We start from the raw sequence: 18,491 nt of genomic DNA, 5'->3' as shown, positions 1-18,491 counted from the left end.
CATAACGACACGGGGGTGATGCTTATGCTGAGAATAGCGATATTGGAAAATGAAGAGGCTGCGAAAAACATCATGTTTTCTCTTGCACAGTACCTGCAGGAGGAGGACTGCTGCTTCTACTGCTTTAAAAAGATATCCCAGTTCGCAAAAGCGGAGGCGGAGAAGGAATTTCATGTCGTAATTTTTCATGAAAAAATGGAAGTTCCCAGAATAACACAATCCTTTGTTTTACGTAAGCCTCAGCGTATCATCATCTATACAAAGACGAAAATCAGTGCATCTGAACAGCAGATTCTTCCGTTTTCACGTATATTTTATGTGGAACGCAAACATCTCCAATCAGAGATGGAGAGAATTCTTCCTCATATGCAAAAGCTTCTCCGCAATCAGGATGAGTATTTGTTCTCTTATAACAATGTAAAGGTGCCATTGAAAATCAGCGATATTTATTATATTGAGAAAGAAGGAAAGCTGCTTGTATATCATACACGGCGCGGGGAATTCCGTGAGCGTAAGAATATGAAGGATGCCTATGAAATCTTTAAACCGTATAACTTTCTCTGGATTCATGTCAGCTATCTGGTAAATATTATGTATATTATGAAAATCGAGAATGATATGGTCATGCTGCCATCGTTGCATCTGCCCATTTCCAGATCGAAGAAAGCAGAGGTATTAAGCGCCTTCCATAGCTTAATAGAGTAAGATCACAAAATTCCATTTACCTGTAAATTATTCCAAAAAAATTTACATATATGCGATGTTGTATATAATAAACGTGTAAACGGCATTACAAAAGAAAGAGAGCGGTGAAAAGATGGGAAAGTTAGCAGTTAACTATAATGGAGTATCTTCCGCGCAATTTGTTTCTATTGATGTAAAATCGACCTATTGGCCTGGTAGTGGTTCAATTCAAATGGTACTATGAGAAAGAAATCAATTATTCTTTTCATCTTATTACTTTGTATGGCTTTTGGTGTTGTTTGCTATGTAACGTGGATGAGAGGTATAGAAGAAGCCATTCATTTCATTAAGGAAGATAGCCCAAGAGAAATACTTTGGGGAGAGTCACTGGCCGAGAAAGATTTTGTAGAATTAGATTCTTCTGCCAAGGATGCGACTGTCCTGTTTCATTATGATGATTCCATTATCAATAAAGAACAGTTGCTTACGGTAACAGTTAGCTGCAAAGGGTATAAGACAAGCCGGGCTTTCAATTTGACAATTGTCGACGAGGATCCTCCAATTATAAAATATACGGGACCAGTGAAAATAGAAAGTGATCCCAACGTTAGATTAAGTGATTACCTGAAGGTTTATGATGTTCGACCCTATGATAAGGTGGAGTTTGATTTGCAGGAAAAAGATGGGGATAAAGCATACCGCTATTATGAATATACCTGTGATGAAAATAACCAGACCTGTAGCTTTGATCAGGATGCTGTTGGCGTTCATACTGTTCATATATCTGCGTATGACGGGCATGGGAATCAGGCATATAAAACAATAAAGATTATCGTTACATCCCCTGCCTATCATTGAAAATTTGGACTCTAATTTTGCTTGGGGATTCTAGCAGAAATGAGATTATGGGAAGTATAACGTAGGTAAATTACCAATTATTCCAAATTTCTGCAAATTATTCCACAACCCTTTACAGCAGCTGTTCAGCGAATATAATAAAGGTGTAAAAGAAATAACAAAGAAAAGAGAGCGGTGAGAAAATGGGACAGTTAGCTAGTTAGATTATTCTGGAACTTGTCATTAGAAGCTGATGCGTGAAAGGGTTTCTTGTATAGGAGCTTGTCAGTGGAAAGAAAGTTATTCGAATATCATAATAATCTAACGTAAAACGGAAATACGGTGTGGATCATCGGAAGTTTAAGCCTGAAGAAGAACTGGTGACAGCAGACAAGGTATCAGGAAATGATATGAGTGATCGTATCAACTGGTAAAACAGAAAACTCCAAGGTAATTTGAATGTTAATACAAGTAGACAAATCGAACGGCTGTTGAATATCGATGGTTAAGTAAATAGATCTATATCTTATGACCGGCTGGACTATGATTTGATGGGAAAGCAAGCGTTTAAGGAGAAACTGATGAGAAACGAAACATGAGAATTGTTGTCCGTTACAAAGATCAGGATGTGTATCCGGTTAACAAAAAGATGTCATAAGGAACCTGAAACTATCTAAACTGATGAGATTGGAAGGATATCATAAGAACCATCACTTCCGGCAAAGTCAGGAAAAAATATAGAAAGCATCAGGAGGAATGCAGATTACGTAAGAAGCAGGGATAAAGCAAATCAGCAACCTGCAACAGATATGGTTGAAAGAAAATACTGCAGATTCCATTAATAGTTCAAATACGAAGCGTTCATTGAAAGCTTGTCATGATGTATTGTAATTTGATTTGAATCCTAAGATTTGTATCTTATACAAAGACATAGATAAGAAGAAATGGATGTGATAAAATACAAGTAAATGATAAAGCCTCTGGCACATGTGAAATGCTGTCAGAGGTTTTTTTGACGCTTCACTTATCCACTTGAATCACAGTGCTGTTGGAGTTCTCACAAGATATGAACTGCTGCTGTATGAACTTCATTCATATCATATGCTATGGATAACCCGTAGCTATTTCAAAGAAAGAACTTTTATTACCTACATGTTGCAGTAAGACAATAGCCTACAGGTTCAATATATCTGTTTTTCTCCCTGTTATAAAGCGATTACATATTACGAGCTGCTCTATGTGGAAAATTCACAAACAAAATGTTTAGTTAGAGAGTGTTCTTTGATATAATAGTAGGTGCTGGAGGGATACTATGTCCAATATATTTCATAAAGAAGACTTTTCCAAGGTGCTTGCAAAGCACGGTATGATATTGCAGGAGCATCAGCTTCGGCAGTTTGAAGAGTACGCATCCATGTTGATCGAATGGAATCAGAAGATAAATCTAACCGCCATAACCGATCCGGATGAGATTTATGAAAAGCATTTTCTGGATTCCATATTGCCTTCCTTTGATATGTCGATACAGGGCAGCTTCTGTGATGTCGGGGCGGGGGCAGGTTTTCCGGGAATACCTTTAAAAATCATATATCCCGAGCTGGAGCTGACAATTGTGGAGACTCTGGGAAAAAGAATTACTTTTTTAAATGCATTATGCGATAAGCTGCAGCTCAAGGGCGTTACCTGTGTACATGAACGCGCTGAGGTCTATGCAAAGGACCATAGGGAAAGCTTTGATATCGTCAGTGCAAGAGCCGTGGCGAATCTGCCGCTACTAAGTGAGCTTTGCATACCGCTGGTGAAGAAGCAGGGCAGCTTCCTCGCACTAAAGGGTGCCAATGGGGATGAAGAATACGCATTGGCTGAAAAAGCAATTCGACTTCTGGGTTGTGAAATGAAGCAGAGGGATGTGCATACATTGTCAGATGGATCACAGCGGATCAATTTCGTTTTTGTAAAAACGAGACCGACACCGAAGAAATATCCGAGACCGTTTGCACAGATGAAGAAAAATCCCCTTTGAGGAGGAATAGAATGAAAGATACAAGAATTGTGGATATTGATCTGGTCGAGCCGAATCCTTATCAGCCGCGTCTGGAATTCGATGATGAAGCGCTGATGGATCTGGCACAATCCATTCGTGAAAACGGGCTGATTCAGCCAATCACGGTTCGCGAGATGGATGGAAGATATCAGATTATTGCAGGTGAGCGAAGATTCCGTGCACTGAAGCTGAACGGTGCTGTTGATGTACCGGTTCTGATCATGGATGCCAATGAAGTGCAAATGGCGGAAATGGCACTGGTTGAAAATATCCAGAGAGAGAATTTGAGTGCGATTGAAGAAGCGAAATCCTATGTGGAGATCATGAAATATTCCGGACTGAATCAGAGTCAGCTGGCATTGCGTGTCGGCAAGAGTCAGTCGTCTATTGCGAATAAAATCCGTCTGTTGAATCTGGATGAGGATGTGCAGGAGGCTGTCAGTACTAAAAAAATCAGCGAACGGCATGCACGGGCACTGATTGGGCTGGATGAAGAAAAACAGCACGATGCCCTCGAAAAAATTGTGAAAAAGGGCATGACGGTTGCACAGACGGAAAAAATGTTGAAGGAACAGGCACAACCGAAAAAAGAAAAGAAAAAAGTGATGCTGAAGGGTATCAGCAAGAATATTAAAATCGCGATCAATACGATCCATCAGGCGGTCAGTATGGTGAATCGCGCCGGTACAGCGGCAGAAATAAACGAAGAGGAACATGAGGATGAAGTAATCATTACCATTCGCATTCCAAAATAGAAAGGAAATGATCTTATGGGTAAAATCATAGCGGTATCCAACCAGAAGGGCGGCGTAGGTAAGACGACGACATCAATTAACCTTGCTGCAGGCTTGGGATACCTTGGCAATAAAGTGCTTCTGGTCGATTTTGACCCCCAGGGAAATGCCACTCAGGGTGTCGGTGCAGAGGTCGGTGAGGATAAGCTTTCTGTTTATAATCTGATTATGGAGGATTACAAGGTGGAGGATATCCGGAAGAAGCTGACATCTCCACCAATCGATATTGTTCCTGCAAGTATTGCACTGGCGGGAGCCGATTTGCAAATGGTAAAATTTGAAGTAGGAAAAGAAGAGCTGCTAAAGAATAAGCTGGAGCTGATCAAGGATGAATATGACTTTATCATCATTGACTGTCCGCCTTCTTTGGGATTGTTGAATACAAATGCTTTAACTGCAGCGGATTCTGTAATTATACCGGTACAGTGTGAGTATTATGCATTGGAGGGAGTTACACAGCTGCTTTTGACCATTCGTCTGGTACAGCAGCTCTTCAACCGCAATCTGATGATTGAGGGTGTTGTGCTTACAATGTATGATGCACGAACAAAGCTGAGCGTTGAGGTACAGCAGGAGGTACGTCAGCACTTTAAGGATCGCGTTTATAAGAATTACATACCTAGAAATGTCAAGCTGAGTGAAGCACCGTCCAGAGGAATGTCCATTTTTGAATACGATGTCCGCTGTGAAGGCGCAAAGGCATATGCAGGGCTGTCGAATGAAGTTGTGAAGATGAATAAGAAAGCAAAAGCCAGATAGGGAGGTGGATGAATGCCGAAAAAAGAGAATAGCGCAAGACTTGGAAAAGGATTGTCTGCCATCTTTGGTGAAGATGTCGGTAATGTGCTGGAGGATATTCAGCAGGGAAAGACTGAGGTTCATGAGGACTCCAAATTTGAGGTTGAGGTAAAGGATGTAAAACCGAATCCGTATCAGCCGCGAAAAAACTTTGATGATGACAAGATTCAGGAGCTGGCTGATTCTATTAAGCTGCATGGTGTATTTACGCCTATACTGGTCAAGAAAGCGGTTAAGGGCTATGAACTGATTGCCGGAGAACGCCGTTTGCGGGCCAGTAAGGTTGCCGGATTAAAAACCATCCCTGCTATTCTAATGGAATTTGATGATCAGCAGATGATGGAAATCGCACTGCTGGAAAATATTCAGCGCGAGGATCTGAATGCCATTGAGGAAGCACAGGGCTATGAAAAGCTGATCAAGAAGCTTGGCTATACACAGGAAGAGCTGGCGAAGCGGATTGGGAAGTCAAGAGAGCATGTGGCGAATATGCTGCGGCTGTTAAAGCTTCCAAAACCGGTACAGCAGTATGTTATCGATAAGCAGCTGAGTATGGGACATGTGCGTGCTCTGCTTGGTTTAAAGGATGCATCACAAATAGAGGATGTGGCAAAAAAAGCCATTCAGCTTCATCTGAGTGTGCGTGCTGTGGAAACACTGGTTAAAAATATGAATGAACCGAAAAGTGCACCGGAGAAGAAGCAGCGGGATATCAATCTGGATAAGGTACAGGATCGCCTGCAGAGCCGTTTCCAAACAAAGGTACGCATTGATGAGAAGCAGATTACTATACGCTATGATGGCAATGAAGATTTAAACCGCCTGCTGGAAATGCTGGGCGGCATTGAGGAAGAATAAAGAAAAAACAAAAGTCAGATGATTCGATTTCATTTTCAGGCGATATTAAAAACGAAAAAACGTATAAAGATCAGGCTCTTTCAGATGGTTCTTTCTCAATTGTGGGTAAATAAAACAGGGAGAATACAACACTATTGTATTTATCAATAGAAGTTGTATTCTCCCTTTTGCATACACCTTAAAGAAAGAACCTTTTAGATTACTTGATCTTTTTTTGTTTATGAGAAACCTCTTATGCAGTTGAAGTCCTTTTCTGCATTTTTTATTTGAGTATGAATTATGTGTAATATAAACAGTCATAACCTTTATTTATACAAATCGTCAGACATGTGTCTTGTCACCTGTCATTATATATGCTATACTGAGGCAGATACAACGGTTTAGAGAAAGGGAGATGAAGATACTGCATAAATCAGCAGTATCATCAAAGGATATGACAAAACAGGAAGAAATTAAACAGCTGAAGCTTGAAAAGGATGCCGTATTGCTGGCACATTACTACGTACCTGCACAGGTGCAGGAGATTGCAGATTATGTAGGAGATTCCTTCTATCTGAGTAAGGTGGCGTCCAAACTGACGAATAAGGTGTTGGTTTTTTGCGGAGTTTCCTTTATGGGAGAGAGTGGAAAGCTATTAAATCCGGACAAAGCAGTGCTGATGCCGGATGCGTCCGCTGACTGTCCGATGGCACATATGGTAACAAAAGAAGAGATTGATGATGTAAGGGCACGTTATGAGGACCTTGCAGTTGTATGCTATATCAACTCGACTGCTGAGATCAAATCATGGTCGGATGTATGCGTCACCTCAGCGAATGCAGTGCAGATTGTGAAGAAGCTGCCCAATCAGAATATTTTATTTATCCCGGATAAAAATCTGGGACGTTATGTGGCAGAGCAGGTTCCGGAAAAGAATGTCATGCTGGTAAAGGGATACTGTCCGGTTCATGAGGAAATGAAGGTAAAGGAAATCCAGGAGCTGAAGCAGCTGCATCCGCTTGCGGAAGTGCTTGCTCATCCGGAGTGTAATGCCTCTGTGCTTTCGATTGCAGATTATATCGGTTCAACAACCGGGATTCTGAAGCAGGCTGCTGCAAGCAATGCAAAGGAGTTTATCATTGCTACGGAGATTGGTGTCCGCTATGAGCTTGAAAAGCAGAATCCTAAGAAGACATTTTACTTTCCGAAAACAGAGCCGGTATGCATGGATATGAAGAAGATTACACTGGATGGTATTCTGCACGTTCTGCGCACTGGAGAAAACGGTGCAGCTGTAGCTTCGAATATCGCCGAGCCATCAAAGGCAACCCTGAACAGAATGCTGGAGCTTGCGGCGTAAACCGCCTTAAGGAGGCGAATTATGCAATCAGATATGTATTATGATGCCGTCATTGCAGGGTGTGGAGTTGCAGGTCTTTATACGGCTTTAAATCTGCCGGAAACCATGCGAATACTGATGATCTGTAAGGGGGATATGGCGGAATGTGATTCCATGCTGGCACAGGGGGGGATCTGTGTGCTTCCTGATGAAGAAGATTATACTGCCTATTTTGAAGATACCATGCGTGCAGGCCATTATGAAAATAACAGAGAGAGTGTTGACATCATGATTCGGCAGAGCAGACCAATTATAGAAGAACTGCTTCGGCTGGGTGTCCGCTTTGAACAAAATGAGGATGGAAGTCTGCGATATACCCGTGAGGGAGGACATTCCCGTGCAAGGATATGCTTCCATAAGGATATAACAGGAAAAGAAATTACGACTGCCCTGCAGATGCATGTTCGAAGCTGTTCGAATATTACTGTTATGGAGCATGCCCGGATGTGTGATCTGCTTGTCGAGCATGGTGTCTGCAAGGGAATCGCACTGGAAACCAAAGATCAGCAGGTTGTCCATGTCCATGCAGAGGATACGGTGCTTGCGACAGGAGGTATCGGTGGTTTGTATGAGCATTCCACCAATTATCCAAGCCTTACAGGAGATGCCTTGCGCATTTGTAAAAAGCATGGGATTCAACTGGATCATCTGGATTACGTGCAGATTCATCCGACCAGTCTGTACAGCCGTAAAAAGGGAAGAAGCTTTTTGATTTCCGAGTCTGCCAGAGGAGATGGGGCGATTTTACTGAATAAAAAAGGGGAACGCTTCGTAAATGAGCTGCTGCCAAGAGATGTTGTATCTCAGGCTATTTTTGAGGAAATGAAGAAGGATGGCACCGAGCATGTCTGGCTGTCCTTTCAAAATGTCCCCAAAGAGACCATACAAAGTCATTTTCCAAATATTCAGGAGGCCTGCCGTAAGGAAGGCTATGATATTACAAAGGAAAGTATCCCGGTAGTTCCTGCGCAGCATTATTTTATGGGAGGAATCCATGTGGAAAGTCATTCACAGACAACAATGCAGCATCTGTATGCTGTTGGAGAAACCAGCTGTAACGGTGTGCACGGGAAGAATCGCCTTGCCAGCAACAGCTTGCTGGAGAGTCTTGTTTTTGCGAAAAGAGCAGCTGATAACATAACAGTCTGCCGGAAAGGAAAAAAAGCATATGAATCCAATTACGATGCAGCTTGTTGCTGATAAATATATCCGTCTCGCTTTAGAGGAGGACATTAACGGTGAGGATGTAACAACCTGCTCCGTTATGCCTGATTATAAGGAAGGAGAGGTTCAGCTTATTTGCAAGGAAGACGGCATCATTGCCGGTCTTCAGATTTTCGAGCGTGTATTTACGCTGCTGGATCCGCAAACACAGGTTGATTTCCTTGTTAAGGATGGAGACAAGGTCACAAACGGTCAGCTGATGGGGAAGGTACACGGGGATATTCGTGTTCTGTTATCCGGTGAGCGGACTGCGTTGAATTACTTACAGAGAATGAGTGGGATTGCCACATATACCAGGAACGTGGCGGATATGCTGGAAGGCTCTAAAACCTGTCTGGTAGACACTAGAAAAACAACGCCGTGCATGCGGGTGTTTGAGAAATATGCTGTTCTTGTCGGAGGCGGAAAAAATCATCGCTATAATTTATCCGACGGGGTGCTGTTGAAGGATAATCATATCGATGCGGCAGGCGGTGTAAAGCAGGCAATTGAGGCCGCAAGAAGGCATGCGCCGTTTGTCCGTAAAATCGAAGTCGAAACAGAGAATCTTGACATGGTGAAGGAAGCAGTGGAGGCCGGTGCAGATATTATCATGCTGGACAATATGACCCCTGCCAAGATGAAGGAGGCTGTACAGCTGATTGACGGACGTGCAGAAACGGAATGCTCCGGTAATATCACAAAAGAAAACATTGAGCTGATGAAGGATCTCGGTGTGAATTATGTATCCAGTGGAGCATTGACACATTCCGCTCCGATTCTGGATATCAGCCTGAAGCATTTGAGCGTCCTTGGTGAGTAAAGAGAAAATCATATGGATAAGAAAGTAGCAGACAGCCCTATGGCTACAGCTTTGACAGGCTCTCAGCGCAGAAAACGTATTCTGACCATGATGAGGCAGTCTTCCCGTCCACTCTCCGGCGGTGCACTGGGAAGAGATACCGGTGTCAGCCGTCAGGTTGTGGTACAGGATATTGCTCTGCTGCGTACGGAGGGATATCCGATCATCGCCACTGCACGGGGCTATATATTGAATGAAACAAAAAAAGCAGTTCGCCTGTTTAAGGTCTGTCACACAACAGAGCAGATCAGTGAAGAGCTGGAAACGATTGTTGATCTTGGAGGAAGTGTGGAGGATGTGATGGTGAATCACAGAGCCTATGGAAAAATGTCGGCGCCTCTGCGCATCCGAAACCGCCGGGATGTGGCAGTTTTACTGGAAAATCTAAAGACAGGTAAATCAACTCCACTGATGAATGTGACCGCAGGTTATCACTTTCATCATGTAACAGCGGATTCACAGGAAATACTGGATGAAATTGAAGAGCATCTCCGTCAGAAGCATCTGCTTGCGGAATTTCTGCCTTATGAGCTGGAGGAGGAAAGCATACCGGATATAAAATAAACAAAGGCTGCATTCTGGCCTTTGTTTTCTCTATAGGAAGAGACTATTTGAAACTTATTTCAGTTCTTCAGTATCTCTTTTCGTATAAAATCAACAGTAGCGTCCGTTCCATGATCACGCTGATATTCCAGAATCATCTTCAGCATTGCCTTTGTCTCTTCATGCATGATAACATTGTCATAGCCGTTCATGAAGTATTCGTACGCACTTCCGTCATGATAATTTTCCTTCATATAGATGCGGGAAGCGGCAGTACGGTCGCAGTACATTTCCACAAGATAATGAAGTGGCATTTTCACCGGACGGATACCGCCTACGGCATTATCCAGCCAGTATTCCCAGTGATGCTTGTTGCGGCCTTTATGATGCAGCCAGCCTAGGGAATAGCCTTTTACTTCCTTTTCATAATCAATGGGACTGCGATTTCCCTGGAAATACTTGACACCTGCACAAAATTCAACAGGAGTGTATTTGGATAGATCATGCAGAAGTCCCTGTTTATATAAACCACAGCGAAAACACAGCTTTGTGACCGCAAGCTTGTGTGCAGTTATTGTTTTAAAATGTCCCCACAGCTTATTCATAATCTGCACTCCTTTCACATTCCAGTCTATTTTACCACGATAGGAATTGTTCAGACAATTCTTTTCCCTAGTTTATGAAGCTTCCCGCTTTACGAATGGATGTATTGCTTATTTCTTTTCCTTTTCATATAACGTTCACGTAGTGTTCACAAAGGGGATGTATGATATAGACACAAGCAAAGCAATGCTTGTGAAATCTTAATAAAGGTAATGGAATGTTTCCCCATCCCTATAAAAAAACAAACAGCTATCATGTTTACAATATTTTTTCATTTCCATTACCTGCCTTCATGCTGAACCTCTGTCCCTCGCAGAGGTTCTTTTATTCGTTTGATTTACATGAAAGCTTTTTCTTAAGCTTTACCGGCAATAAAACAACAGCTAACGCGGGAGCTGCTGTTAATGACTCACTTAAATTACATGCGATAATACGATGTGCAGCTACTGTGTGAAGTGTTTGCATTTGAAAATCATATTCTCTGCATTTCTGTATCCGTTTTTCGTATAAAAATGCGAGTGCATCTCATCATTTACGCTGAGCAGCTCGATGAAGGAAGCACCGTTCTCTTTTACGGTTTTCTCCATTTCATTTAGAAAATGCGTGCCAAGATGTGCTCCTTGAAATTGTCTGGCAATCACGATTTCTTCCAGATAATAGCCGGTCAAATCATCAAATTCTTTGAAATATCCCATGACGAATCCGCTGATAGCATGATCAGCCATCTGTATAAAACACAGCGCATCCTCTATCGTCATGAGCTGATGGAGTCTTTTATATGCTTTATCATAAGTCCAGCAGCCTCCTTCATAGGTATTATAATAGTCTATGTACAGCTTTACCACTGCATCTAAATGTTGACTCTCCATTCTTTTGTAGCGTATATTCATCATTGTCTCACCTGTCCTTTTCTATAAAATATATGCTTATCTTTTTTGACAGCATACTGTGAATGGAATCCGGATTATAAAGGATATACACAGGGACCTTCTTTGCCATTCTATAACATCATTATACAGATATTGTATAAATATTCAAACATACTTCACCTGCTGTTCACACGCAGGGTGTATGCTGTACATACAGACAGTTTTGTCTGAAAGAAGGGTAATGACAATTTCCTACTCATCCATATGTTATCCATCGTCATTGCCGCAAAGCCTCTGTCCTGTCACAGAGGTTTTTTTGAGGTGTTTTAAAAGTATATATGTTTTTATATAAAAATATATATTTATGTTGCGCATTGAGAATTTTGAGTTATAATATAAGCATCGGAGGTGTGCTATGATACCGAAATATATGCAGGTATATACAGAGATAAAGGATACGATTCAGAAGGGAAGCTATAGCGCAAACGAAATGCTGCCAAGCGGAGAGGAATTCGCAAAGCAGTATGCATGCAGTGTGTTAACGGTTAAAAAGGCGCTGGACCGTCTTGTCAGTGAGGGCGTGATTGTAAGAAAAAGAGGTCTGGGAAGCTTCGTAAAGAGATGCAGAACAGATCTGGATAGAATGCAGGGGGTACCTGTTATCGGACGGGATCTGATTCGTGAGGAGGTTACCTCTGTTGTTGAGAGGTTTGAGGTAGTGACATGCACTGCAGAGCTGGCGGATAAAATGAATATACAAGCCGGAGAGTTTGTGTATGAAATAGAGCGTATTCGCTTGTATAAGCAGGAGCCAAGAGTTGTAGAATATACATGGATGCCGCTGCAGATCATACCGGGACTTCAGCGAAGGGATGTGGAAACCTCTATTTATGCGTATATTGAAAAACAGCTTCACAGGCATATACAGGGTGCACATCTGTCATTTCAGGCTGTTCGTCCGCAGGCACTGGAAAAGAAATATTTTCACATGAATGACAATGATTTTGTATGTCAGGTGGAAGAGCTCGCATATCTGGATACATCTGAGATATTTGAGTATTCCATAGCACGGCATCTTCCACAGTATTTTCACTTTGAAACCAATGTAATAAAGGAACTATATGATAACTGAACCAATGTTGAATACCCGCATACAGCGGGAGAATGGAGGATACAATGTATTTTGAAAAAACAGCAGGATTTCCAGATGATTTCCTATGGGGCAGTGCATCCGCTGCCTACCAGATTGAAGGTGCGGATCGCGAAGATGGCAAGGGCATTTCAAACTGGGATGAGTTTGTAAAGATACCTGGGAAAACCTTTAAAGGCACTACCGGTGCAGTCGCTGTCGATTTTTATCATCATTATAAAGAAGATATTGCACGAATGGCTGAAATGGGATTAAAGACCTATCGGTTTTCTATTGCTTGGACAAGAATATATCCACAGGGAAATGGAAAAGTAAATGAAACAGGTTTAGCTTTTTACGATAATGTTATCAATGAATGCTTAAAATATGGAATCGAGCCTATGGTTACCATCTATCACTGGGACATGCCGCAGGCGCTGGAAGATGCATATCATGGTTGGGAGAATCCACAGATTATAGAGGACTTTGTAACGTATGCCGTTACTTTGTTTGAACGGTATGGAGATCGTGTAAAATACTGGATAACCATGAACGAACAGAATATTTTCACCTCTATGGGCTGGATGGAAGGACTTCATCCACCGGGAAAAACAGATCAGCTGAAGCTGTTCTATCAGGTAAATCATCATGCGAATGTTGCACATGCACGGAGTGTTTTGGAATTGAAGAAACGTTTTCCTCATGCGATGGTGGGCGCAAGCTTTGCGTTTTCTCCATGCTATGCGATTGATTGCCGTCCGGAAAATGCGATGGCAAAAGAAGACTTTGATGATTTACGAAATTACTGGTGGTTGGATATCTATGGTTATGGCCGATATCCAAAGAGTGCTATGAAATATCTGAGGTCTATTGACTGCGCACCGGATATTACAGAGGATGAAATGCGGGATATCCGTCAGGCTGCGTCTTTGATTGATTTTATGGGTGTCAATTACTATCAGACAGCGGTTGCCGAGTATAATGATATTCATGGTGTTGGCGCTAATCACGAGGTGAATACAACAGGAGAAAAGGGAACAGCAAAAATCAGCGGAGTACCCGGATTGTATAAAAATCCAGCCAATCCGTATTTGAAGACAACGGATTGGGATTGGACAATCGATCCAATGGGTATCCGTATGTGCTGCAGGACAATAACCTCACGTTATGATTTACCTATCATTATATCTGAGAACGGTCTTGGAGCGTTTGATAAGCTGGAAGAAGATAAAACGATACACGATCCTTATCGTATAGAATATCTTCGTGCACATATCGAGGAATTGAAAAAGGCGGTTGCTGATGGCTGCGAGGTACTGGCATACTGTACATGGTCCTGCACAGATTTGTTAAGCTGGCTGAACGGATATCAGAAGCGCTACGGATTTATTTATGTGGAGCGTGAAGAGGATGATGCCAGTGCAGCCTTGAACAGGTATCCAAAGGACTCTTTTCACTGGTATGCTGAGGTGATAAAAACAAACGGGCAGAATTTGTAAAGTGTATAACGTGGATAGATTGATAAATATGGATAATCAGAATTATGCTGTTCATGATTTCCCATTTCAGGTATAATAGGATATATACGAAAGCGGTAAAGGATGGGATTATATGAGTCGCGAAAATTTAAAGGAACACTATGCAGAGATAATCAGAAATCAACTTAAAATGCAGAACCCGGAAGGTACGGTTTCCATATATCATAAGCTATTGGAAAATGAATATGAGGAAGATTCTGCTGTTGATGTATTGGCATTCTATATGGAAAACATGGTTGTGGACATGCTGAAGCATGAAGAAGATTATGATGAGCAAAAATGGAATCATATGCTAAACGGGATTCGAATTTATAATCTTGAAGAAGCGGGTAAGGTCACTGCTTATGATATGAAGAAAATAACCGCAAAATTAAAAAAAGAATTCGGAAGTATAAAACATGGTGATGAAGAGCCTTATTTGGAAGGATTGGCAGCTTATGAGAATAATCTTCAGGTTATGGTGGAGCGCTATCAACTGAATTCCAGGCAGCTTCGGACGATTGTTGAGATATGGATGCTTCTGCTTTACGGCTCTCTGCATCAGAAGACCTATGACTTCTGCGCAGTTGCTGACCTGGATTTGATTGAAATAGCAAAAAGTTTAGAATGGTATAGTAATCCAATCATAAATCCAAAGCTGTATGATACTCTTAAAGCTGAAGATATCGCAGCTTTGGATAAAAATAAGATATGTGAAAGATCTGTAACAATGGCATTTCAACTGCTCATCAGAATACACGAAAGTATGGATTTTTGGGAAAAGAAACTAGGTAGTAATGGATATTTGAATTATTTATCAAATGTAGAAGCGTTTGAGTAAAGAACGAAAAAGCATGGTGTACTTATACGCCATGCTTTTTTGTAAGAATACAGAAACATCAGATAAACTATTTAACAGCCTTTATTTGCCGCAACGAAAGCTGGTAATGATTTCATGAATTTTAGCGGCATTGGCTGCAATATCTTCACTGCTTCCTTTTGTCAGAAGTCCTCCGAACCCGCAGACATCCACACCGTTTTCCAGCCATGTTGTCAGATTGTCAAGATTGATTCCCCCGCTTGCCAGAATCGGCATATCCGGAATCGGTGTTTTAAAAACCTTTACAAGCTTTGGACCATAGAAATCGGAAATAGGAAATGCCTTGACGAATGCCGCTCCGCTGCTTAGCGCATCAACACATTCGGTAATGGTGGTACATCCCGGTGCATAGGGAATCTGATAGCGATTGCACATTTTTGCGACCTCTTCATTATAGTTCGGGGCAATGATAAAAGCAGCACCATGCAGGATTGCGTGTCGTGCTGTTTCTGCGTCCAGAACTGTTCCGGCACCTACGCAGAGTGCATCTCCATATTTTTCAGAAAGACCCTGTATGATATCTCCGGCGTTATTTAACGTATAGCTCATTTCCATGACAGGTACGCCGCCCTTCATGCAGCCCTCGGCTATTTCACATGCGCGATCCAGTGTTTCCGCACGAACGATTGCAAGTGCACCTGCCTCATACATACGGTTTGTGACGTTCATTTTTTTCATATTCATAATGACATCCTCCTTGCCTATATCTTACGTTGTTTTAGAAACGCTTACAATTGGATGAATGAACAAAATTAGAGGTTAAATATGTGCGCTTAAACAAATGAGATAGCAGCTGAAAAAATATTGGACATCCGGTTGGCTTATGCTTAAAAAGCCTATGAATAAAGGATTTTTTGAAGGTCAGCTAACACACATATAATATATAGAAAACATGTATGCTCCGGCTTTCGGATGCTTTTTTTCAACTTTGTGCGTTTGACCAAAAACGGCACAGGCTTTTTAGTTTGTTTGAACATAGCGACTTGAAAGCGATTTCAATATAATGTAGGTGTAAGGAGGAATTCAAGATGAGTATTGAATTGACTAGAGTAGATTTCAGACTGATTCACGGTCAGGTTATCACCAGATGGCTGACACAGTGCCAGATCAATGAAATCGTAACAATCGACACTGCCCTGAGCAAGGATGCTTTCATGCAGGAAGTATTTAAAATGGCAGCTCCAAAGGGTGTAAAAATCACAATTGTAAATGTAGAGGATGCGGTAAAGCGCCAGCAGGAGGGTGCCTTCGATAAGAACCGCGTTATGGTTCTGTTCAAGGGTGTGGCAGAACTGAATGCCGCAGTACAGGCAGGCTTGAAGCTGGAAAAGGTACAGATCGGCGGTCTTGGCGGAGGGCCGGGTCGTAAGGCTGTCAACAACGCAATCACACTGGACAGATCAGATGCGGATACTCTGCTTGAACTGGAAAAGATGGGGATCGAAATTTATTTCCAGACAACTCCGGATTATCCTTCCGAAACACTTCAAAAAGCTGTCGCTAAATTATAACAGGAGGACATGTATATGGTAATTCAAGCAATCTTAGTCGGTATACTGTACTGGCTATCCATGGGACGCGCGAGCTATTTTATCTCGTTTGCATTCCGTAAGCCGGTCGTACTTGGCGTATTTATCGGTCTTGTATATGGGGATGTACAGACCGGTCTGCTGTATGGCGCAACCATTCAGCTGATGTATATGGGAGGTATCGAAGCCGGCGGAAATATTCCAAGTGATCAGGGACTGGCAACATGTATCGCAATCCCTGCCGCTATCGCAAATAATCTGGATCCGGCTGCTGCCGTGGCTCTGGCTGTTCCATTCGGGGTACTTGGCGTTTTAATCAATAATGTGCGTCGTACCATCAACTCTTTCTATAACACGAAGGCTGATAAATTCGTAGAGGACAAGCAGTATGACAAGCTGTCCATCTTCTCCTTTGTACTTCCATGGCTTACCAATGGTGTGCTATATTTCACACCGGTATTCATTGCGACATTATTCGGCTCCAGCGTTGTACAGGCATTCATCAATGTAATTCCGGAATGGGCGATGAACGGACTCACCAACGCAGGCAATATGCTTCCGGGGTTAGGTTTCGCACTGACACTGGTTGTCATGGGAAAAAAGAAATATCTGCCATTCTTCGTACTGGGATTCTTCCTGTATTCTGTCATGGGCTTCTCCATGCTGACAGGAGCAGTCATTGCATTATGTCTTGCACTGATCGTATCCCTATTCAAACAGAACGATGAGGAGGAAGTTGCATGAGTGAAGCAGTAAACAGTGTAGCCGCTGAAGAAAAGAAAACAATCGTAACAAAAAAAGACCTGTTAAAGGCATGGTGGAAATGGACACTTGCAGTCGAGGTTCCGGTAAGCTTTGACCGTATGCAGGCACTTGCCTTCGGATATTCCATGAACAAGGTATTGCGTAAGCTGTACAAGGATGACCCGGAAGAGCTGCAGGCAGCAATGCGCCGTCATACATCCATGTTCAATACAAACTGTGACTGGGGAAGTATCATTCACGGTATTACGATTTCACTGGAGGAACAGCGTGCGCTAGGTCATGATGATATTTCTCCGGAGGTTATTCAATCCTTAAAGCTCGGTCTGATGGGACCACTTGCCGGTATCGGTGACAGTGTGGATCAGGGAATTGTTGCGACAATTCCATTGGCAATCTTTGTTCCGATGGCACTAGAGGGCTCTGTAATCGCCGCCTTTATTCCTGGCTTAATCTATATCGCATGGAGCTTTGGCTGGTCCTGGTTCCTATTCAACAAGGGATATTCTCTGGGTAAAAATTCCGTATTGGAAATCCTGCACTCCGGAGCAATCAAAAAGGTTATTGACATCGCAAGCATCGTTGGTCTGTTCATGATCGGATGTCTGTCAGCCTCTTATATAAAGGTGCAGACCATTGTGGAATTCGCCAGTGATACATCAACGGTGAAGCTGCAGGAAATCATTGACGGAATCCTGCCGAATATGCTGCCGTTCATCGTTGTTATGGGAATGTATCTGTATATCACGAAACGCGGACCGAAGTATATCCGTCTGATGATTTATACAATGATTATTGCAATCGTATTGACCTTCTTCCATATTATATAAGATGTGAACAAATCCATGGAAGAACATGGATTTGTTTTCTTTACAGACATATGGAGGATAAGAAAAGGAAGGAGCTTATATGAAGGTACTGATAACCCCGAGAGGGTTTGCGAATTACGGTCTGGATCAGGTGGAGCGAATGAAGTCCAAGGGTCTGGAGGTACATTACAATGCCACGGGTAAGGCATATACACATGAGGAGTTTAAAGCACTGGCGAAGGATGCCGATGCCATTATCGTCGGTGTGGATAAAATGGACAGAGAAATGATGGAGGGCTGCCCGAATCTGAAGGCGGTCTGCAAGTTCGGTGTCGGAACGGATAATATCGATCTGGATTATGCAAAAGAGCGTAATATCCATGTCGGACGCT

Annotated in this window: 19 protein-coding genes and 1 pseudogene; 17 read left to right on the top strand and 3 right to left on the bottom strand. The window is 42.4% G+C overall.

From position 1 onward, the window contains the following. The first annotated feature begins 24 nt into the window (after nucleotides 1-24). The 10 genes from ACESPQ_RS19785 to ACESPQ_RS19740 all read left to right on the top strand — a co-directional run bounded on the left by ACESPQ_RS19785 (nucleotide 25) and on the right by ACESPQ_RS19740 (nucleotide 10,022). Nucleotides 25-705 (top strand): LytR/AlgR family response regulator transcription factor, encoded by a 681-nt coding sequence (locus ACESPQ_RS19785; RefSeq protein ID WP_002606832.1) that lies wholly within the window; start codon nucleotides 25-27, stop codon nucleotides 703-705. Nucleotides 706-999: 294 nt separating this feature from the next. Further along, nucleotides 1,000-1,542 carry a DNA-binding protein gene (locus ACESPQ_RS19780; RefSeq protein ID WP_257335661.1) on the top strand — a complete coding sequence of 181 codons (543 nt, stop codon included), beginning with the start codon at nucleotides 1,000-1,002 and terminating at the stop codon, nucleotides 1,540-1,542. A 1,291-nt stretch (nucleotides 1,543-2,833) separates the two neighbouring features. Further along, nucleotides 2,834-3,544, top strand: coding sequence for a 16S rRNA (guanine(527)-N(7))-methyltransferase RsmG (rsmG, locus tag ACESPQ_RS19775; RefSeq protein ID WP_008818140.1), 711 nt, complete (start codon nucleotides 2,834-2,836; stop codon nucleotides 3,542-3,544). A gap of 11 nt (nucleotides 3,545-3,555) precedes the next feature. After that, on the top strand, nucleotides 3,556-4,320 hold the full coding sequence (locus tag ACESPQ_RS19770) for a ParB/RepB/Spo0J family partition protein (RefSeq protein WP_002606835.1): 765 nt from the start codon (nucleotides 3,556-3,558) through the stop codon (nucleotides 4,318-4,320). Nucleotides 4,321-4,335: 15 nt separating this feature from the next. Beyond that, entirely contained in the window at nucleotides 4,336-5,118 is a 783-nt protein-coding gene (locus tag ACESPQ_RS19765; RefSeq protein ID WP_002606836.1) for a ParA family protein, read from the top strand. Between the two features lie 12 nt (nucleotides 5,119-5,130). Continuing rightward, complete coding sequence (locus ACESPQ_RS19760; protein WP_002606837.1) at nucleotides 5,131-6,015, top strand: ParB/RepB/Spo0J family partition protein; 885 nt, start codon at nucleotides 5,131-5,133, stop codon at nucleotides 6,013-6,015. 394 nt (nucleotides 6,016-6,409) lie between these two features. Beyond that, nucleotides 6,410-7,354 (top strand): quinolinate synthase NadA, encoded by a 945-nt coding sequence (gene nadA / locus ACESPQ_RS19755; protein ID WP_002606838.1) that lies wholly within the window; start codon nucleotides 6,410-6,412, stop codon nucleotides 7,352-7,354. 21 nt (nucleotides 7,355-7,375) lie between these two features. Beyond that, complete coding sequence (locus ACESPQ_RS19750) at nucleotides 7,376-8,593, top strand: L-aspartate oxidase (protein WP_109771473.1); 1,218 nt, start codon at nucleotides 7,376-7,378, stop codon at nucleotides 8,591-8,593. Then, nucleotides 8,562-9,419: a carboxylating nicotinate-nucleotide diphosphorylase gene (gene nadC, locus ACESPQ_RS19745; RefSeq protein ID WP_373144799.1), complete on the top strand. Its 858-nt coding sequence runs from the start codon at nucleotides 8,562-8,564 to the stop codon at nucleotides 9,417-9,419. The genes ACESPQ_RS19750 and nadC overlap by 32 nt, the downstream gene beginning before the upstream one ends. 12 nt (nucleotides 9,420-9,431) lie before the next feature. After that, the gene (locus ACESPQ_RS19740) at nucleotides 9,432-10,022 is read left to right on the top strand and encodes a transcription repressor NadR (protein ID WP_002606841.1); all 591 of its coding nucleotides are present in this window, start codon (nucleotides 9,432-9,434) and stop codon (nucleotides 10,020-10,022) included. 59 nt (nucleotides 10,023-10,081) lie between these two features. Here the strand turns inward: ACESPQ_RS19740 and ACESPQ_RS19735 are convergent, their stop codons facing one another. Together ACESPQ_RS19735 and ACESPQ_RS19730 are read right to left on the bottom strand one after the other, a co-directional pair. After that, nucleotides 10,082-10,606 (bottom strand): DUF5662 family protein, encoded by a 525-nt coding sequence (locus ACESPQ_RS19735; RefSeq protein ID WP_002606842.1) that lies wholly within the window; start codon nucleotides 10,604-10,606, stop codon nucleotides 10,082-10,084. 441 nt (nucleotides 10,607-11,047) lie between these two features. Further along, a complete protein-coding gene (locus tag ACESPQ_RS19730) occupies nucleotides 11,048-11,494 on the bottom strand; it encodes a GNAT family N-acetyltransferase (RefSeq protein ID WP_233105564.1) in 447 nt (148 codons plus the stop codon). A 394-nt stretch (nucleotides 11,495-11,888) separates the two neighbouring features. Here ACESPQ_RS19730 and ACESPQ_RS19725 point away from each other — a divergent pair, with 394 nt between their 5' ends. From ACESPQ_RS19725 to ACESPQ_RS19715, 3 genes are all read left to right on the top strand, one after another. Then, complete coding sequence (locus tag ACESPQ_RS19725) at nucleotides 11,889-12,605, top strand: GntR family transcriptional regulator (RefSeq protein ID WP_257379641.1); 717 nt, start codon at nucleotides 11,889-11,891, stop codon at nucleotides 12,603-12,605. A gap of 44 nt (nucleotides 12,606-12,649) precedes the next feature. Further along, complete coding sequence (locus tag ACESPQ_RS19720) at nucleotides 12,650-14,101, top strand: glycoside hydrolase family 1 protein (RefSeq protein ID WP_257328462.1); 1,452 nt, start codon at nucleotides 12,650-12,652, stop codon at nucleotides 14,099-14,101. 112 nt (nucleotides 14,102-14,213) lie between these two features. Continuing rightward, the gene (locus tag ACESPQ_RS19715; RefSeq protein ID WP_373144798.1) at nucleotides 14,214-14,960 is read left to right on the top strand and encodes a hypothetical protein; all 747 of its coding nucleotides are present in this window, start codon (nucleotides 14,214-14,216) and stop codon (nucleotides 14,958-14,960) included. 81 nt (nucleotides 14,961-15,041) lie between these two features. On the opposite strand, the gene ACESPQ_RS19710 is transcribed toward ACESPQ_RS19715, so the two are convergent. Further along, nucleotides 15,042-15,683, bottom strand: a complete 642-nt coding sequence (locus ACESPQ_RS19710) for a ketohydroxyglutarate aldolase (RefSeq protein ID WP_002606847.1) — start codon at nucleotides 15,681-15,683, stop codon at nucleotides 15,042-15,044. Nucleotides 15,684-16,027: 344 nt separating this feature from the next. Here ACESPQ_RS19710 and ACESPQ_RS19705 point away from each other — a divergent pair, with 344 nt between their 5' ends. The 4 genes and pseudogenes from ACESPQ_RS19705 to ACESPQ_RS19690 form a co-directional block, all read left to right on the top strand. Continuing rightward, nucleotides 16,028-16,510, top strand: coding sequence for a PTS system mannose/fructose/N-acetylgalactosamine-transporter subunit IIB (locus tag ACESPQ_RS19705; protein WP_257335658.1), 483 nt, complete (start codon nucleotides 16,028-16,030; stop codon nucleotides 16,508-16,510). 15 nt (nucleotides 16,511-16,525) lie between these two features. Next, nucleotides 16,526-17,272, top strand: coding sequence for a PTS mannose/fructose/sorbose/N-acetylgalactosamine transporter subunit IIC (locus tag ACESPQ_RS19700; RefSeq protein ID WP_002606849.1), 747 nt, complete (start codon nucleotides 16,526-16,528; stop codon nucleotides 17,270-17,272). Next, a complete protein-coding gene (locus ACESPQ_RS19695) occupies nucleotides 17,269-18,120 on the top strand; it encodes a PTS system mannose/fructose/sorbose family transporter subunit IID (protein WP_002606850.1) in 852 nt (283 codons plus the stop codon). The genes ACESPQ_RS19700 and ACESPQ_RS19695 overlap by 4 nt, the downstream gene beginning before the upstream one ends. A gap of 79 nt (nucleotides 18,121-18,199) precedes the next feature. Next, nucleotides 18,200-18,491: pseudogene (locus ACESPQ_RS19690) on the top strand (3-phosphoglycerate dehydrogenase); the annotation flags it as partial.

The sequence above is a fragment of the Clostridium sp. HGF2 genome, assembly GCF_964240115.1.
Taxonomy (GTDB): Bacteria; Bacillota_I; Bacilli_A; order Erysipelotrichales; family Erysipelotrichaceae; genus Clostridium_AQ; species Clostridium_AQ innocuum.
Note: the sequence above shows the minus strand (reverse complement) of the source record. Positions and strands in the feature narration are given on the sequence as shown.

What these genes read in the sequence shown, in the direction of transcription:
- ACESPQ_RS19715 (WP_373144798.1), top strand. Translation starts at nt 14,214, where the DNA reads ATGAGTCGCGAAAATTTAAAGGAACACTATGCAGAGATAATCAGAAAT.
- ACESPQ_RS19720 (WP_257328462.1), top strand. Translation starts at nt 12,650, where the DNA reads ATGTATTTTGAAAAAACAGCAGGATTTCCAGATGATTTCCTATGGGGC.
- ACESPQ_RS19725 (WP_257379641.1), top strand. Translation starts at nt 11,889, where the DNA reads ATGATACCGAAATATATGCAGGTATATACAGAGATAAAGGATACGATT.
- ACESPQ_RS19770 (WP_002606835.1), top strand. Translation starts at nt 3,556, where the DNA reads ATGAAAGATACAAGAATTGTGGATATTGATCTGGTCGAGCCGAATCCT.
- nadA (WP_002606838.1), top strand. Translation starts at nt 6,410, where the DNA reads ATGAAGATACTGCATAAATCAGCAGTATCATCAAAGGATATGACAAAA.
- ACESPQ_RS19700 (WP_002606849.1), top strand. Translation starts at nt 16,526, where the DNA reads ATGGTAATTCAAGCAATCTTAGTCGGTATACTGTACTGGCTATCCATG.
- nadC (WP_373144799.1), top strand. Translation starts at nt 8,562, where the DNA reads ATGAATCCAATTACGATGCAGCTTGTTGCTGATAAATATATCCGTCTC.
- ACESPQ_RS19730 (WP_233105564.1), bottom strand. Translation starts at nt 11,494, where the DNA reads ATGAATATACGCTACAAAAGAATGGAGAGTCAACATTTAGATGCAGTG.
- ACESPQ_RS19750 (WP_109771473.1), top strand. Translation starts at nt 7,376, where the DNA reads ATGCAATCAGATATGTATTATGATGCCGTCATTGCAGGGTGTGGAGTT.
- ACESPQ_RS19785 (WP_002606832.1), top strand. Translation starts at nt 25, where the DNA reads ATGCTGAGAATAGCGATATTGGAAAATGAAGAGGCTGCGAAAAACATC.
- rsmG (WP_008818140.1), top strand. Translation starts at nt 2,834, where the DNA reads ATGTCCAATATATTTCATAAAGAAGACTTTTCCAAGGTGCTTGCAAAG.
- ACESPQ_RS19765 (WP_002606836.1), top strand. Translation starts at nt 4,336, where the DNA reads ATGGGTAAAATCATAGCGGTATCCAACCAGAAGGGCGGCGTAGGTAAG.
- ACESPQ_RS19760 (WP_002606837.1), top strand. Translation starts at nt 5,131, where the DNA reads ATGCCGAAAAAAGAGAATAGCGCAAGACTTGGAAAAGGATTGTCTGCC.
- ACESPQ_RS19710 (WP_002606847.1), bottom strand. Translation starts at nt 15,683, where the DNA reads ATGAATATGAAAAAAATGAACGTCACAAACCGTATGTATGAGGCAGGT.
- ACESPQ_RS19705 (WP_257335658.1), top strand. Translation starts at nt 16,028, where the DNA reads ATGAGTATTGAATTGACTAGAGTAGATTTCAGACTGATTCACGGTCAG.
- ACESPQ_RS19740 (WP_002606841.1), top strand. Translation starts at nt 9,432, where the DNA reads ATGGATAAGAAAGTAGCAGACAGCCCTATGGCTACAGCTTTGACAGGC.
- ACESPQ_RS19735 (WP_002606842.1), bottom strand. Translation starts at nt 10,606, where the DNA reads ATGAATAAGCTGTGGGGACATTTTAAAACAATAACTGCACACAAGCTT.
- ACESPQ_RS19695 (WP_002606850.1), top strand. Translation starts at nt 17,269, where the DNA reads ATGAGTGAAGCAGTAAACAGTGTAGCCGCTGAAGAAAAGAAAACAATC.
- ACESPQ_RS19780 (WP_257335661.1), top strand. Translation starts at nt 1,000, where the DNA reads ATGAGAGGTATAGAAGAAGCCATTCATTTCATTAAGGAAGATAGCCCA.